The organism is Mesorhizobium sp. M0590, from assembly GCF_040320905.1.
In the GTDB taxonomy this organism is placed as follows: Bacteria; Pseudomonadota; Alphaproteobacteria; order Rhizobiales; family Rhizobiaceae; genus Mesorhizobium.
On the sequence record NZ_JAMYQN010000001.1, the window covers coordinates 226,676 to 241,281 of the forward strand.

At 61.2% G+C, this 14,606-nt stretch carries 16 protein-coding genes and 1 tRNA gene; 6 read left to right on the forward strand and 11 right to left on the reverse strand.

The genetic code is table 11. The features are described from left to right. Positions 1 to 31: 31 nt before the first annotated feature. Positions 32 to 1,093: a phosphate ABC transporter substrate-binding protein PstS gene (gene pstS / locus NKI52_RS01130; protein WP_352451140.1), complete on the reverse strand. Its 1,062-nt coding sequence runs from the start codon at positions 1,091 to 1,093 to the stop codon at positions 32 to 34. Positions 1,094 to 1,744: 651 nt separating this feature from the next. Between pstS and NKI52_RS01135 the strand changes: the two genes are divergently transcribed. Continuing rightward, complete coding sequence (locus tag NKI52_RS01135; protein WP_352457960.1) at positions 1,745 to 2,098, forward strand: hypothetical protein; 354 nt, start codon at positions 1,745 to 1,747, stop codon at positions 2,096 to 2,098. A gap of 83 nt (positions 2,099 to 2,181) precedes the next feature. Here NKI52_RS01135 and NKI52_RS01140 read toward each other — a convergent pair whose 3' ends face one another. Further along, the gene (locus NKI52_RS01140) at positions 2,182 to 3,153 is read right to left on the reverse strand and encodes a DUF2865 domain-containing protein (RefSeq protein WP_352696821.1); all 972 of its coding nucleotides are present in this window, start codon (positions 3,151 to 3,153) and stop codon (positions 2,182 to 2,184) included. 334 nt (positions 3,154 to 3,487) lie between these two features. On the opposite strand from NKI52_RS01140, the gene NKI52_RS01145 reads away from it, so the two are divergent. Next, positions 3,488 to 3,703: a hypothetical protein gene (locus NKI52_RS01145; protein ID WP_023678527.1), complete on the forward strand. Its 216-nt coding sequence runs from the start codon at positions 3,488 to 3,490 to the stop codon at positions 3,701 to 3,703. A 34-nt stretch (positions 3,704 to 3,737) separates the two neighbouring features. Here the strand turns inward: NKI52_RS01145 and tolA are convergent, their stop codons facing one another. From tolA to NKI52_RS01165, 4 genes are all read right to left on the reverse strand, one after another. Further along, on the reverse strand, positions 3,738 to 4,121 hold the full coding sequence (tolA, locus tag NKI52_RS01150) for a cell envelope integrity protein TolA (protein ID WP_352641851.1): 384 nt from the start codon (positions 4,119 to 4,121) through the stop codon (positions 3,738 to 3,740). A gap of 380 nt (positions 4,122 to 4,501) precedes the next feature. After that, positions 4,502 to 5,365 (reverse strand): glutathione S-transferase family protein, encoded by an 864-nt coding sequence (locus tag NKI52_RS01155; protein WP_352451135.1) that lies wholly within the window; start codon positions 5,363 to 5,365, stop codon positions 4,502 to 4,504. Positions 5,366 to 5,392: 27 nt separating this feature from the next. Continuing rightward, positions 5,393 to 5,974 (reverse strand): VOC family protein, encoded by a 582-nt coding sequence (locus tag NKI52_RS01160; RefSeq protein ID WP_352619700.1) that lies wholly within the window; start codon positions 5,972 to 5,974, stop codon positions 5,393 to 5,395. Between the two features lie 418 nt (positions 5,975 to 6,392). Continuing rightward, entirely contained in the window at positions 6,393 to 6,833 is a 441-nt protein-coding gene (locus NKI52_RS01165; RefSeq protein ID WP_023678521.1) for an SRPBCC family protein, read from the reverse strand. Positions 6,834 to 6,949: 116 nt separating this feature from the next. On the opposite strand from NKI52_RS01165, the gene NKI52_RS01170 reads away from it, so the two are divergent. Further along, a complete protein-coding gene (locus tag NKI52_RS01170; RefSeq protein ID WP_031212146.1) occupies positions 6,950 to 8,017 on the forward strand; it encodes an adenylate/guanylate cyclase domain-containing protein in 1,068 nt (355 codons plus the stop codon). Between the two features lie 512 nt (positions 8,018 to 8,529). Here NKI52_RS01170 and NKI52_RS01175 read toward each other — a convergent pair. The 3 genes from NKI52_RS01175 to NKI52_RS01185 form a co-directional block, all read right to left on the reverse strand. Next, a tRNA-Glu gene (locus NKI52_RS01175) sits at positions 8,530 to 8,604 on the reverse strand. A gap of 90 nt (positions 8,605 to 8,694) precedes the next feature. Then, positions 8,695 to 9,102 (reverse strand): VOC family protein, encoded by a 408-nt coding sequence (locus tag NKI52_RS01180; protein ID WP_352696823.1) that lies wholly within the window; start codon positions 9,100 to 9,102, stop codon positions 8,695 to 8,697. After that, positions 9,099 to 9,482, reverse strand: a complete 384-nt coding sequence (locus tag NKI52_RS01185; protein WP_352634139.1) for a fimbrial protein — start codon at positions 9,480 to 9,482, stop codon at positions 9,099 to 9,101. The genes NKI52_RS01180 and NKI52_RS01185 overlap by 4 nt, the downstream gene beginning before the upstream one ends. A gap of 26 nt (positions 9,483 to 9,508) precedes the next feature. Here NKI52_RS01185 and NKI52_RS01190 point away from each other — a divergent pair, with 26 nt between their 5' ends. The 3 genes from NKI52_RS01190 (at position 9,509) to NKI52_RS01200 (ending at position 12,600) form a co-directional block, all read left to right on the forward strand. Then, a complete protein-coding gene (locus NKI52_RS01190) occupies positions 9,509 to 10,549 on the forward strand; it encodes an RluA family pseudouridine synthase (protein WP_352634141.1) in 1,041 nt (346 codons plus the stop codon). A 187-nt stretch (positions 10,550 to 10,736) separates the two neighbouring features. Continuing rightward, positions 10,737 to 11,648 (forward strand): RNA polymerase sigma factor RpoH, encoded by a 912-nt coding sequence (gene rpoH, locus NKI52_RS01195; RefSeq protein WP_023678514.1) that lies wholly within the window; start codon positions 10,737 to 10,739, stop codon positions 11,646 to 11,648. A gap of 442 nt (positions 11,649 to 12,090) precedes the next feature. Beyond that, positions 12,091 to 12,600 (forward strand): hypothetical protein, encoded by a 510-nt coding sequence (locus tag NKI52_RS01200; RefSeq protein WP_352696825.1) that lies wholly within the window; start codon positions 12,091 to 12,093, stop codon positions 12,598 to 12,600. A gap of 190 nt (positions 12,601 to 12,790) precedes the next feature. On the opposite strand, the gene NKI52_RS01205 is transcribed toward NKI52_RS01200, so the two are convergent. Both NKI52_RS01205 and NKI52_RS01210 read right to left on the reverse strand, forming a co-directional pair. Then, a complete protein-coding gene (locus NKI52_RS01205) occupies positions 12,791 to 13,663 on the reverse strand; it encodes an MBL fold metallo-hydrolase (protein WP_352574809.1) in 873 nt (290 codons plus the stop codon). 150 nt (positions 13,664 to 13,813) lie between these two features. Continuing rightward, complete coding sequence (locus tag NKI52_RS01210) at positions 13,814 to 14,473, reverse strand: peroxiredoxin (protein WP_023678511.1); 660 nt, start codon at positions 14,471 to 14,473, stop codon at positions 13,814 to 13,816. Positions 14,474 to 14,606 lie beyond the last annotated feature (133 nt).

Here is a 14,606-nt window from a genome sequence, read left to right on the forward strand (position 1 = left end):
AGGGCGCCATCGACGCCCTCCCTGGAGGAGATTACATAGCCGAGTAGAGCGGCTTGCCGTCGTCGCCGACGACTTCCTTGGCCCACATGGCCTTGACGCTCTCAACCACCTTGTCGGGCATCGGAACGTAGTCTAGCTCGCCGGCCATCTCGTCGCCCTTGTCGTATGCCCAGGCGAAGAATTTGAGCGCTTCGCCGGTGGTCGCGGCATCATCCGGCTTCTTGTAGAGCAGGATCCACGTTGCCGCCGTCATTGGCCAGGACTCGGCGCCCGGCTCGTTGGCGAGGATGACGCCATAGCCCGGCTGCGAGCTCCAGTCGGCATTGGCCGCTGCCGCCGAGAACGCCGCCGCGGCGGGCTCGACCTTCTTGCCGTCCTTGTTGATCATATCGGTGTGGGTGAGCTTGTTCTGCTTGGCGTAGGCATATTCGACATAACCGATCGCGCCGCCGGTCTGGGAGACGTTGTTGGCAACGCCCTCATTGCCCTTGGCGCCGATGCCGACCGGCCATTCCACGGCCTTGTCGACGCCGACCTTTTCTTTCCAGTCCGCGCTGACGTCGCCGAGGTAATAGGTGAAGTTGAACGTCGTGCCCGAACCATCGGAACGGTGAACGACCGCGATCGCCTGCGAAGGCAGCTTGACGTCGGGATTAAGCTTCTTGATCGCTTCGTCATCCCAGCTCGTGATCTTGCCGAGGAAGATGTCGGCCAGCGTCGGGCCGTCGAGAACCAACTCGCCCGGCTTGATGCCTTCGAGATTGACGACGGGAACGATGCCGCCCATCACCATCGGGAACTGAGCCAGTCCGGTCGCTTCAAGCTCGTCGCCCTTGAGCGGCGCATCCGAAGCGCCGAAGGTAACGGTCTTGGCTTTGATCTGCTTGATGCCGCCGCCGGAACCGATCGACTGGTAGTTAAGGCCAACGCCGGTGTCTTTCTTGTAGGTGTCGGCCCACTTCGCATAGATCGGGTAGGGGAAGGTGGCGCCGGCGCCGGAGATGTCCGCGGCGAGCGCGGCGGACAGGGTGAGGGTGGTCGTCGCCGCAGCCATTGCAATCGCAACGGCCGCCGAGCGGATGAAATGTCTCATGTGGCCTGCTCCTGTTCGGAATATGGTCTCTCGGCGCCATTCCTCCGGCGCCCGCTGAGGCCAGTAGTCCCCGATTATTACAGTCGCATGACAGTTTCATGTCGCTCCGGTAACGTCGCCCAGCCGGAGTAAGAAGGAGCGGCCGCGGGCTTTGTCGGAATGGCCGCGGTTTGCCGCTGGAATCAGCAGCTTGCGTGAATTCCGGCCGGCATCGTCTGCTCGGCGATCGTAGCCACCGGCTTTAAAAGAAAAAAGCCGGACGGGAGCGCGTTGCATGCAGCCAGAACGTGTCATGGCCGCGCCATCGCCGAAACAGGTCCGTTGGGGTAAATCTGACCCTGTTTCTTGCCGGCGGTCGCTGCTCCCGCCCGTAACTGGAGGAGCGGAACTTCGAATATCCCATTGTCGCCACTGAGCGCGGCTTTGGTATGGTGCGATCGCACCATGGCCTTACGCTGGAAGCGTTGACGAATCGCAAGGTTCTAACTCGCGCTGGACCTCCATCCGCGCCCGACCCGGCGCTCGATCTTCGAGCACCGCCTTCGACTGGAAGTGCGACGACTCTACTTCACGGTATCTACTCCCTTCGCCCTATTCCGCCGGTTGTCGGTTAGGCCGAAGCAGCGTTATAAGCTTGCAGGGGTATTGCTGATGTCTCGACGGATTCTGCCTGTCTTCCTGTGCCTGGCGCTGCCTCTGGGAAGCGGCTGCGCGCGCAGCTATGACGGCACCGTCATCATTCCCAAGCCGCTCGATGTTCGCCGTTTCTGGGACAGGCCTTCGCCGCAGGCGCAAGCCGAACAGTCGCAACTGGAGACCGACGTCTTTCCAGTGGCGCCGCAAACGCCGAAAAGGCCGGCGGTGCGCAGGAGCGCGGCTTCCGTTGCAGCGCCTCGGAGGAGGGTCACGAACAACCCGCCCATGCTGTCGCCGGAGCCGACGAAGCCGCTAACTTGCAAGAATGTCAGCGAGCCCGGCAAACGGGCCCGCATGGTCTGCGAATAACCAGCCGACGTCGGTCGATGCGCACGGCTCCAGGCCTTGAAGCGGCTATCCGGCCAGCCGTCTCGGAACATCGCCCGCCTTGGTCAGTCCGCCGGGAAGAAGGCCGGCCCGACCACTCTCACCGGCCGCGCGCCGATCGCTCTTTCGATCGACTGATGCTGGGCAGCCCCTTGCACTTCGGCAGCCTGCGTTTTTGCCTCTGCCGGAGCGGCACCGGCGGTTTCGATCCCGGATTCAGGAATTTCCGCGACGATGCCAAAATCCGGCTTTGACGTCGGCAACGGTATGATGGCGTTGGTCATGTTGGCCGGTGTCACGGTTCGTGCCCTGAGCTCGGCGACGCGCCGGTAATAGCGCTTGACGTCGCAGGCCTTGAAGTTCGAGTCGTCGCGGTACCGGAACGCGGCAGGTAGCTCCACATAGGGTTTTCCCGACTCGAGCGCGACCATCTCCTCGGTCTCGCGAGTGGCGTCGCTCAGCGTATAGAGGTCGACGCCGGCATCGTCGCAGATGTAGCGACACTGATCGACCGTTTCCTTCAGATCGTCGCTCTTGGCGAACTGCGATTTTGGCGCGGGGAAGAAATATCCGTCCGACAAGCGAACGCAAAACAGCATCCGATTGCCGCCAATTGTTGTGCCTGCGGACTGGGCCTTGGGTGCCGTGCGTTGCTGCGCCGGCTGTTTCTTGGCAGCGGGGGCGGCGCAGCCCAGCGCGACAAACCTGGCCTTCAATCCGGACGTGTCCCTGCTCGAATTCGACAGTCTGGCGATCTGCCGTTGCACCTCCGCCTTGCTGCTGACCAGGTCGGCGCAGGGATTGAAGAAGAAGCCGGCCGTTTTCGCCGTGCATCTGCGTTGTCTCTCAAGCTTTTGAATCGCGGCGAGTTGCCGGCGCAGTTGGGCAAGCTCGGGGCTGGTCCCGCCGCTGCGCCCCGCCGAAAGCAATTGGCTCCTGATGGCACCGCAGCTATCCGCGTAGGAGAAGGATGTGCCGAGCGCAACGGCTATTGCCGACACCAGCATCAGAATCGTGAGGGGCCAGAAGCGTGTCATTGGAACGACCATTATCCTTGTTGCACCGAGAACAGGATTTCTTTGTCGACTATGGATAAGTACTAGGTAAATCAGTTTTTCCTAATTGAAGTAGATCAAACCGCCACCAGAGACTTTTAGCTCTAGTGTATTAGATCCACTCGTGTAAATTCAATATTACATTTTTATTTCAAGATTGAGACGAACCGGCAGCAACGCCGGCGGACGCCCGCCACGGCGAAGTTTGATGCGCGCGGCGGGTTCGGCATCGCGATCAATCTGGCGTTACCGGCCGGCCGTTGCTGAAACCTTAGCCCTGGGATCGGCGTTGAGCGGCCAAAGGAGGAGACCGCAAATGTCGATCCACTTCACTGTCGCGGACCTCACCAGGAATCTGTTCCATTCACTTGGGTTGGACCATGAACGCGCACCGAGGCCACTCGACCACGAGCAGAGGCTTTTGCTGGAGTGCTATCTCGCCGGCCAGATACCGGAATCGGCCTGGAGCGACTATGTCTTCGAGATGCCGGAACTGGCGCGACATGTCGAGGCGAGACGAAGGCGCCACTAGATCCCGAAAAGTGGAATCCGGTTTTTGGAAAAGATCAAGGCGAAGCCTTCACTCGCGGTGCAACCTGTTCTTGTTTGGGCGAGTTGAATTGCAGAGTGAACACCTTGCCCGGGATGCCTTGAGCCAGCGCCGGTGAAAAGCTCAACGGCAGGCAATGGTCCACGGCCGCGACCGCCGCGTCGACAAAAGCTTGGCGCGTCTTCTCCTCGCCGGCGACGCGGATGGCGGTCGGCTTGGGCCGGCCGATCAGCGTGCCATCGCGCCTGAAGCTGAAGCTCAGGGTGACGGTGGAATTCCCGGCATTCGCCGGAGGGGTCCAGCACGCCTGGATGGCAGCCCCGACCTCGGGCATGGTGTTGAGCGTCGCTGCATTCGATTGACCGGTTGCGCCCACCAGCATGGCGCCTGCAATCACCATCATTCCAGCAATGCTTTTCATGGCAGGGCCTCTGTCCTTGAACCGCCCTCGAGGACGGGACGAACTTCGATGGTAGGGCCGACAGCGGCGATGACAAGATGGCGGCGACGCGTTTCATCAGCCATGCAGGCGTCGTGAAACGCCGTCTGGCGCAACTTCGACAGGGGCTGAAATAAGCAAAAGGCCGGCGCGCAGCCGACCTTTGCTTTCCATCCGCGCCAGTACATCCGTGGTCGCGGGCTGGAGGTGGATTCAGTAGAAAGGGTTTAGGTTAACGAAACCTTAAGCTCCCCACATCGTGCAAACAGGGGAGATTAAGAAAATCCCCAGTTCATTACCGGCTCCTGCAGACGTGCGGACGACCGCTATTGGCTTGTGCCTCAGGCGTTGGCCTGCGACCGCACATAGGCGATATAGCCGCGCACGTCGGCGGCCGGGTCGGCATAGGCCTTGCCGAGCTTCTTCTCGATCGCCGCCATATAGTCTTTTGCCCATTGGGGCAGCGCGTAGTCGATGACGGCGAGGAACTCGAGCGTCGCCGCCAAACGGATGTCGGCGATCGACGGGTTCTTGCCGCCGATGAACGGCTTGCCGTTCCTGAAGAAGCTGTGAAACACCTCCAGCGGCTCGGCTATCGCTTCTATAGCGGCCTTCTGGGCTTCCGACTTCTTGTCGGGATGAGCGTCGCTGTGGCCGACCTCGCCGGCATATTGCGGGAAATTCAGTACAGGATATGTGGCGCGCGCCACATAGGGGTAGAGCGTGCCGATCAGGTAGAACATGGCGCTGTCGATCATTGCCCGCTTGGCCGGCGCCTTGGGATATAATTTCTCCAGCCCGTGCTTGTTGGCGAGATACTGCATGATGGCGCAGCTTTCCCACAAGACACCTCTCGGCAGGCCCTTGTCCTCGATCATCGGCGTAAGATGGGCCGGGTTTCGCGCCATATATTCGGGCGAGCGCGTGAGGCCCCAAACGTCGGTTTCGGAATGATCGAGCCCGGCGGCGCGTGCAAACACCCGAACGCTCATATTGTTGACGCTGGGCTTCAGCATGCTGAGCGTGAGCGCCGGCTTTTTCGCAGGCTTCGCCTTGGCCTTCGCGGGCTTTTTGCCGGAGACCTTCGTCGCCGGCTTTGCCACTTTCGCCGCTGACTTGGCGGCGGCTTTGGCCGCCGGCTTCGCTCCTGGTTTGGCTGCCTTGGCGGCGGGCTTTTTCGCACTCTTCGTTGCTGTCTTTGCCATTATGTCCTCCCTTTGTTTGGCGTGTCGTCAGTATGGATTTTTCGGTGCGCGATCCTCCGACAAGGTTGCGCGCAAGTGCTCGACAAGCGCCTGGATCGCATCGGCAAGGTGCACTTCGGCGATGTTGTAATCGCCGCGCGCGACGCGGATCTTGTGCGCCTGCATCAGCACGTCGGCATGGGTGAAGCCCGCCGGCGGCTCGAAACGATAGGAGGCGAGCTCGATTAGCAGGCCGAGCGGATCCTCGAAGTAGATCGAATCCATGAAACCGCGATCCTTGACGCCGCTGTGCTTGATTTCACGCTCGTTGAGCCGGGCGACCGCCTGCAAGAAGGTGACGCGCGACACCGCGAAAGCGATGTGATGGACGCAGCCCGTATCGGTCGGCGTGCGCCGCTTGACCGGCGTGCGGCTCTCGTCGGTGAAGACGGTGATCAGCCGGCCGTCGCCCGGATCGAAATAGAGATGGCTTTCGCTTGGCTTGTCGAGGTTGGGCTGCTCGAAGATGAAAGGCATGCCGAGCACGCCCTCCCAGAAATCGATCGAGGTCTGACGTCCGGCGCCGACCAGCGTGATGTGATGGACGCCTTGCGATTGTAGTTTTTGCATCTGACTCCTCCCGGCCACGCCGTCTTGCCGCCGAACGGAAGTTCGGATGCCCAGTCGCGCTTGGATCGGCGCCCGGCATGTGACCGCGCCCGGCCTCGCTCGCCTGCGCTCCGCATTCCGCATCCTGCAGGAGTGCGGCCGGAGCTTTGATGAACGGATGCTAATTCAATCCGAGACGTTGCGCCAGAAGCGCTGAGTTTCAAGAACTCCACGCAGGCGCCAAGAGCGGCACCGGGATCGCGGACGCCTTCGCCGAGCTCGCTGAAACGATCCGTCGCCGGCAGCTGTAATGGTGCGGCGGCCCGCAGGTCGCTGGGTTTCCCGAGCGGCCGGTTTGGCGACGGCAGGTCAAAGGGGCCTCGTTGACGCATGCCGCGCCTGGTTCGGATTACGGGCATCCGTGGCCCTTAGATGAAAATCACATATTCTTCATCGGCACATCGGGATCGACATGTCCCCCATCGGCAGTGATCTTCAGCCTTGAGAGGTAGTGCTCCCATCCCCTTCGGTGGCTGTCACGCTCCTTTGCGTTCGGCAGTCCGCTGTGCGTGAAGCGGATCAGTGTCCCCGCATCCCTCGCGATCAGGTCGATCTCGACATGGCTGGAGCCGGGCGGCACTGTCTCGTTGTCTTCCCAGCCAAAACTGTAGGCAAGACGGTGGACCGGGATCACCTCGGTGAACTCACCGCGCGCCATATGGCGACCACCGACATTGACGAGGAACAGACCGCCCGGCGATGCATCCAAATTCGCTTCGGTCCCGATCCATCGCACGATCTGGTCCGGATCCGTCAAAAGCGCGAACACGGTCGCTTGTGGCGCGGCGACCTCAATTTCTGTGTAAACCGATTCCGCCATCGCTCACTCCAGGTCACATCCGCATCGAATGCCGTGCATGATTGAAGCGAATATGGGGAGTTGCAAGAAGATGTTCGAGGCGTAAGCATAAGCCGGAGCCGAGTGACCTTCTACCGATGCTTCTCGCAAAGTCGCTTTCATTCCTTCTGGACGACGCCGCGCATATTGGCGACGGTGGGCGACTTCTATTGCAGCTCTCAACGCATTTGCTGGAAGACGGCTTGCCGATCATCGCCGGCGCGCTGGCGCAGGATGCTCCCGACCCAATCATTTCACGCCGTATCTGGCTCTGGCGAGCGTCTGGGGGTGAAGTGGTCGAGGGTTTGGGGATAGGCGCCGACCGCCAGAATGCCGATCCCCGGCTCGTGCTGCGGGAGTGGCTTGGCACGACGCGGGCGATCGTGTTCGACGAGCGAGCGGGCGGTGTCGCACCGACTTTGGTGTGGGCGTTCGATCATACTCCGGATGAGGCGCAGTCAGAGCTGCTGCGGCAAATCTCCCGGTTTGCTGCGGCTCCGATGACCGCACTCGCAGAACGGTCCGCGAAACGCGCATTGCTCGAAGCATATTTGGGAAAGCGCAGTGCAGCACATGTGCTCAACGGTCATTCTCGTCGATTAAAGGGAGAGACGATACGGGCTGCGCTTCTGTGCGCGGACCTTCGAGGTTTCACCGATCTATCCGAGGTTCATGATGCAGACGAGATCGTATTGGTACTTGATGCCTGGTTCGATTGCGTCGCCGGCGCGGTGCACGCATTTGGTGGTGAGGTTCTCAAGTTTATAGGTGATGGCGTCCTCGCGATTTTCCCGATTGGCGAGCGCGATGCAAATGCCGCATGTGACGCTGCGGTACGCGCCGTGAAGGCCACGCGCGCCGGGATAGATCATCTCAACCAAACTCGGCGCCGCAATGGCGGCCCTGAGCTCGGATATGGCATTGGCCTGCATGTCGGCGAGATACTCTGGGGGAATATCGGCACTGCCGGCAGGTTGGACTTCACCGCGATCGGCAAGGCTGTAAATCTTGTCAGCCGCATCGAAGGGCTGTGCAAGCCGTTGGGACGGACGGTGCTCGCGTCGACAGTGTTCGAGGCAGAAACTACCGAGCGGATGATCGCCATGGGCAGTCATCCGCTCGGAGGAATAGCAGGCGCGCAAACACTTTTCGGCTTGCCGGAATAGATCGAATGGTTGAGCCCCGCCGTGGATGTGTCGTTCGCAGCATATCTTGGTATCGTGCGAAGCCATGACCGAGAGAAATTCGAACGGCAAAGAAGCTACGATACTGCAACTAAAGTATGGCGCGTTTAGAGCCCAGCCATGCGCGTCGCGCGCAGCTTCGCTGGCCGGTGCTAAGGGCCTTCCCGGCATCCACCCTTCGAGGGAGAGGCGCCTTCGCCGAGCTCGCCAAAACGATCCGCCGCCGGCAGCTGTAGCTCAGGTCGGCTCCAGGCAGTGCCGACCAGCGTGATGGACGCCTTGCGATTGTAGTTTCTGTATCTGGCTCCTCCCCGCGTGGCATCGACTGCCCTGTTCAGCGCGACGTTCTGCGCGCCGCTAACGCTGTGCCTCAAGACCCACGATGCAATGCTAATGCAATCGGCTCCGCTGCGCCAGAAGCGGCAATGAGCCAAACCCGCCGCGACTCAAGGCGATGGATCGGATTGATGGTTTGCCGAGAGCTTGGAGAGACTTGGTACGCCCAAGGGGAATCGAACCCCTGTTCCCGCCGTGAGAGGGCGGTGTCCTGACCGCTAGACGATGGGCGCGTTCAAGAACCGGCGATATAGGCTGACGGCTGGGAAAAAGCAACTAGGCTTACGGCTGCCGATCGCGCCGGTGAAATATCCGCTGCAAGCCTAGCGTTTTGGCTCGATCAGGTCCCAGAGATTTCCATAGAGATCGGCGAAAACCGCCACAGTGCCATAGGTCTCGTGCCGGGGCGCCTCGCGGAATTCGACGCCCTTTTCGAGCATCAACGCATGGTCACGGGCAAAATCGTCGGTTTCGAGGAACAAAAAGACCCGCCCGCCGGTCTGGTTGCCGACGGCGTGCCTTTGCGCATCGCCGGATGCTTCGGCGAGAAGCAGCCGCGCGCCCTGCCCTTTGCGCGGCGTGATCGTGACCCAGCGTTTGCCGCCGCCGAGATCGACATCTTCGGTGAGGACAAAACCCAGTTGGTCGACATACCACGAGATCGCCTCGTCATAATTTGCGACGACAAGCGCGACCGTGGCAATGCTGCGGTGTTCGGCAAAACCGGTCATTTGTTCCTGATCGAAAAACGCCCGACGATGCGGCGCTCGGTGATGTCATAAACGAAGATGGCGCGGCTGCCGTCGGGCAGCTCGGCGTCGATCGACAGGTGATTGCCGGAGAGCGATTGGCTGATCACCCTGGCGCCGACCGGCAGCACGATGTCGCCGTTGACCGTTTCGCCGATCGGCACCTGGATGTCGCTGCTTAGCGGAGGGGCGGTAGGCGGCGCGTTGCGCGCTTTGTAGACAAGTGCTGCGATCACCACCATAAGGGCGAGGAACAGCAGGCCGAGATTGATGGCGACGAAGCGGACGAGCTTCCTCCGCACCTTTTCGACCTCGGGGTCGAGCGGCTTTTCCTCGTCTTCGTCGGCAAGCGGCCGGGCCATGGCAGCAGATTCCGGAACTGTTTTCGATGAGCGCTCATAACGAAGAGGTCAGACAATTAATAGGGGCCGGACCGATCGTCCTGGAGGCGGGCGCTGATGCGGCCGGCCAGCGGCTCGACCAATGGCTGGCGGCCAGGCTCGGCCCCGACATGTCGCGCAGCCGGGTACAGATGCTGATAAAGCAGGGCGCCGTCAGGATCGGCGGCAGGCAGGTCGACGAAACGAAGCGCAAGATGGCACAAGGTGACAGCGTGTCGGTCGACATGCCGGAGCCGGAACCGGCGGAGCCGCAAGGCGAAGATATTGCGCTGGACGTCCTCTACGAGGACAGCGAGCTGATCGTCATCAACAAGCCGGCCGGGCTGGTCGTGCATCCCGGCGCCGGCAACTGGACCGGCACGCTGGTCAACGCGCTGATCCATCATTGCGGTGATAGCCTGTCGGGCATCGGCGGGGTGAGACGGCCGGGCATCGTCCACCGCCTCGACAAGGAGACCAGTGGCGTCATGGTCGTCGCCAAGACCGATCGCGCCCACAAGGCGTTGTCGGAGGCCTTTGCCGACCACGGCCTGACCGGCGATCTCGAGCGCGCGTATCTGGCGTTGGTCTGGGGCATACCGGCAAGGCCGACCGGGACGGTCGACGCGCCGCTCGGCCGCGCCGCCGACCGGGTACGCCGCGCCGTGGTGCCGCAAGGCCGCGACGATGCCCGCCACGCCGTCACGCATTTCACCGTTGTCGAGCGCTTTGGCGAGCAGCAGCAGGAATTCGCCACGGCGAGCCTGGTCGAATGCCGGCTGGAAACCGGTCGCACTCACCAGATACGCGTCCACATGGCCCATATCGGCCATCCGGTGATTGGCGACCCCGAATACGGCCAGGCTTTCCGCACCAAGGCCAATCGGTTGCCCGAGCCGCTAAGAAGCAAGGTAAAAGCGTTTCCGCGACAAGCTTTGCACGCCCGCCTCCTTGCATTTCGGCATCCGGATACCCATCTAACGATGAGGTTCGAAGCACCGATACCGTGGGACATGGAGGAACTCGTCGACGGCTTCCGCAAGCTCTGAACCAACCACCTGAAAACCTGACCGGCGCTGTTCACTTCAACGTGACACACTGTTTCGTGTTGAACAAATGCCTGTCTTTCTGGTTTTGTTCCTATATATGTCGGTTGGCGCGAATGTGCCTTTGGCATTCGCGCCACATGCCCGCCGCGTTTCGGGGGCATCACTCCAATAGAGAGGGGGCGCTATCATGGCCCAGTCATTACCCAGTATCGTTTCCGGCGAAGGCGGTCTCAGCCGCTACCTGGAAGAAATCCGCCGCTTTCCGATGCTTCAGCCGCAGGAAGAGTACATGCTCGCCAAGCGCTATGCCGAGCATGAGGACACCACGGCTGCGCACAAGCTCGTCACCAGCCACCTTCGGCTCGTCGCCAAGATCGCCATGGGCTATCGCGGCTATGGCCTGCCGATCGGTGAGGTGATCTCGGAAGGCAATGTCGGCCTGATGCAGGCCGTCAAGAAATTCGAACCGGAGCGCGGTTTCCGTCTCGCCACCTATGCGATGTGGTGGATCAAGGCCTCTATCCAGGAATACATCCTGCGCTCGTGGAGCCTGGTCAAGATGGGCACCACCGCCAACCAGAAGCGCCTGTTCTTCAACCTGCGCAAGGTGAAGGGCAAGATCCAGGCGCTCGACGAAGGCGATTTGAAGCCCGACCAGATCACCGAGATTGCCACCCGGCTGAACGTCTCGGAAGCGGAAGTCGTGTCGATGAACCGCCGTCTGTCGGGCGACGCCTCGCTCAATGCGCCCATCCGGGCCAGTGAAGGCGAGTCCGGCGAATGGCAGGACTGGCTGGTCGACGACCACGAAAGCCAGGAAGAGATGCTGATCGAGCAGGACGAGCTGGAAAACCGGCGCGGCATGCTGTCGGGCGCTCTTGCCGTGCTCAACGACCGCGAACGCCGCATCTTCGAGGCGCGCCGCCTCGCCGATGAGCCGTTGACGCTTGAAGAGCTGTCGGCCGAGTTCGATATCAGCCGCGAGCGCGTGCGCCAGATCGAGGTGCGCGCCTTCGAGAAGGTGCAGGACGCGGTCAAGGCCGCGGCCAAGCGCCAGACGCAGGCGCTGCGCACCATCGAGGCGCAGCCGGCGGCGTAAGACCTTCCGGTAGAAACAAATAACGGCGGCGTCAGGTAACTGGCGCCGCCGTTTTTTCTAAAGCGCGTCGCGTTCGGCCGGCCTTGTGCGACGCGCTTTAGATTCTTGTTTTTATGCATGTCGTTATCGCAAAACCGCTGCACACTTTTGCGCGACATGCATTAGCGGGTTGCCGGTTCCGCGGCGCCTTCGCGGATGTCCGATCCGCCGCCATAACTGCTCAGTAGCCTTGCCATGGCGTCTCCAGACGATCGCATCGATAGCGGCATTACCGCAATTTTCCCCAAGCCCTGAAAACCGCAAGACTGCAAGCTGTGGCGGCAATGTTGCGGCGCCGACCGGGGCATTTCAAAACCCGGCGCTTGCGACAGGCGGGGGCGACAACGGGCGCCGGGGCCGCGCCGGGCAGTTGAGCCTATTGAAAACGAAAGGCAGTGTGACGATGACCATTTCTCCGTTCCTGGCCGCTCTCGGATCCGAAGGTCCGCCAGCCGACCGAGCGAAAGACATGGCCCTGTATGGATGGCTAATTGGAAGCTGGGAAATGGACTCGGTCCACTACCTCGACGACGGCGCAATCCAAAAATGGGATGGCGAATGCCATTTTGGCTGGGTGCTCGAAGGCCGCGCGATTCAGGACGTTTGGATCAGGCCCAAGCGCCCTGCGCCGTCGACGATGTATGGTACGACCTTGCGCATCTTCGACCCTGGGATCGATGGCTGGCATATCATATGGAACGACCCGCTCAACCAGGATCGCTCGCGCCAGATCGGCCGGGCCGAGGGTAAGGACATTGTCCAGCTCGGCAATGACTCGCGCGGTCTGCAAACTCGATGGCGTTTCACTGAGATCACTGCCACCAGCTTCCATTGGATCGGCGAGGAAAGATCTTCCGAGAGCAACCCTTGGCAAATCACGTATGAACATTTAGCCCGCCGAACAAAACCCTGACGCTGGACTAAACACTTAGCTGGCGTCTGCGCCGCTCCTCATCCGGCTACCGCAACCGTCTTCCGCATGGACCTATCGGATGCAAACATCGCAAAAATCGAATCAGGATCAATAACTTGGATGACCATCGCAGAACGATGAGGGCGGCGCCGAGTCTGAAATAGCATTGTAGTGCCAGCGACCCATCTCCTCACAGGCAATCGAGCGGAAATTTCAGATAGCGCCGCCCGTTGGATTCCGGTTCCGGCAGGCGTCCACCATTCATATTGACCTGCAGCGCGTGCAGGATCAGCCGCGGCATCGGCAACGTCCTGTCGCGGGCCTGGCGGAGCGCGACGAAGTCGGCTTCCGTCTTGCAGCCGGCAACATGGATGTTGCCGGCTTTCTGCTCCGCGACCGTGCTTTCCCACCGCGCTTCGCGACCGCCCGGCTGGTAGTCGTGACCGACGAACAGACGTGTCTCGTCCGGCAGCGCCAGGATGTCCTCGATCGAACGCCAGAGCCGCTCGGCACTGCCGCCCGGAAAGTCTGTCCTTGCGGTGCCGCTGTCCGGCATGAACAGCGTGTCGTGGATGAAGGCGGCGTCGCCAATGACGTAAGCGATCGAGGCCAGTGTGTGGCCCGGCGAGAACAGCACTCTTGCCGGAAGGCCGCCGACCGAAAAAGTTGCGCCGTCGGCGAACAGCCTGTCCCATTGCGAACCGTCGGCGGGGAATTCCGGCCAGTTGTAGATCACCTTCCACAATTTCTGGACGTCGATGACCTTTTCGCCGATTGCCGTCGGCGCTCCGGTTCTCCCCCTCAGATAATGGGCGGCGGAGAAATGATCGGCATGCGGATGCGTGTCGAGGATCCACTCGACCTCCAGCCCGCTTTCCCTGACGAAGTCGAGCAGGGCGTCGGCGTTTTTCGTTGCCGTTGCACCGGACCTTTCGTCGAAGTCGAGCACCGGATCTATGATGGCGCATTTGCGGGTCGCCATGTCGGCGACCACATACTGGACGGACCCGCTCGGCTTGTCATAGAAGCCGGTGACCTGCGACCTGGCCGATAATGCGTCCAATCCCAGCCCCCTTGATCCTCACCGTGGCAGGAATGACTTTCTCTGCCACGGCAAATGAAAGGCATGGTTGTCCGTCAACCAGGCGCCGTCAAGCACCCCATACTCACACGACCAGGAAAACCGAAAATTCTCCGTGCCGCCTCTGCCTGCTCAGGCGGAAGGCTGCTTGGTTTTCCTGAGATATGGCAGGATCGTCTCGTAGGCGCCGAAGCGCTTGATGGCATCCTCATTGGAGACGGCAGCGGTGATGATGACGTCCTCGCCCTGCTTCCAGTTCGCCGGCGTCGCCACCTGGTGCTTGGCGGTCAGCTGCATGGAATCGATGGCGCGCAGGATTTCGTCGAAGTTGCGGCCGGTCGTCATCGGATAGGTGAGAACCAGCTTGATCTTCTTGTCGGGCCCGATGACGTAAACCGAACGCACCGTGGCATTGTCGGCGGGCGTGCGGCCTTCCGAGCTCTCGCCGGCACCCGCCGGCAGCATCTCGTAAAGCTTGGCGACCTTGAGATCCTTGTCGCCGATCAGCGGGTAGTTCACCGAATGACCGGTCGCGGTCTTGATGTCGTTCTGCCACTTTTCATGGCTTTGGACGGGATCGACCGAGATGCCGATGATCTTGACGTTGCGCTTCCTGAACTCGCCTTCGAGCCCGGCCATTGTGCCGAGTTCGGTCGTGCAAACCGGCGTAAAGTTCTTGGGATGGCTGAACAATACCGCCCAGCCGTCGCCGATCCATTCATGGAAGCTGATCGGTCCTTGCGTGGTCTCAGCGGTGAAGTCCGGTGCGATATCGTTGATGCGAAGGCTCATGACGTGTCCCTTACCCTGTGCGTGCAGATCGCAGCCGGCGTTGCCCGGCGCTGCTTTTGCCTTTCTATCACTCCGGCGTCATCCTTCAAACGCCTGTTGCGCCGGCATCAAGGCCGGCGGCGAAATATTTTCA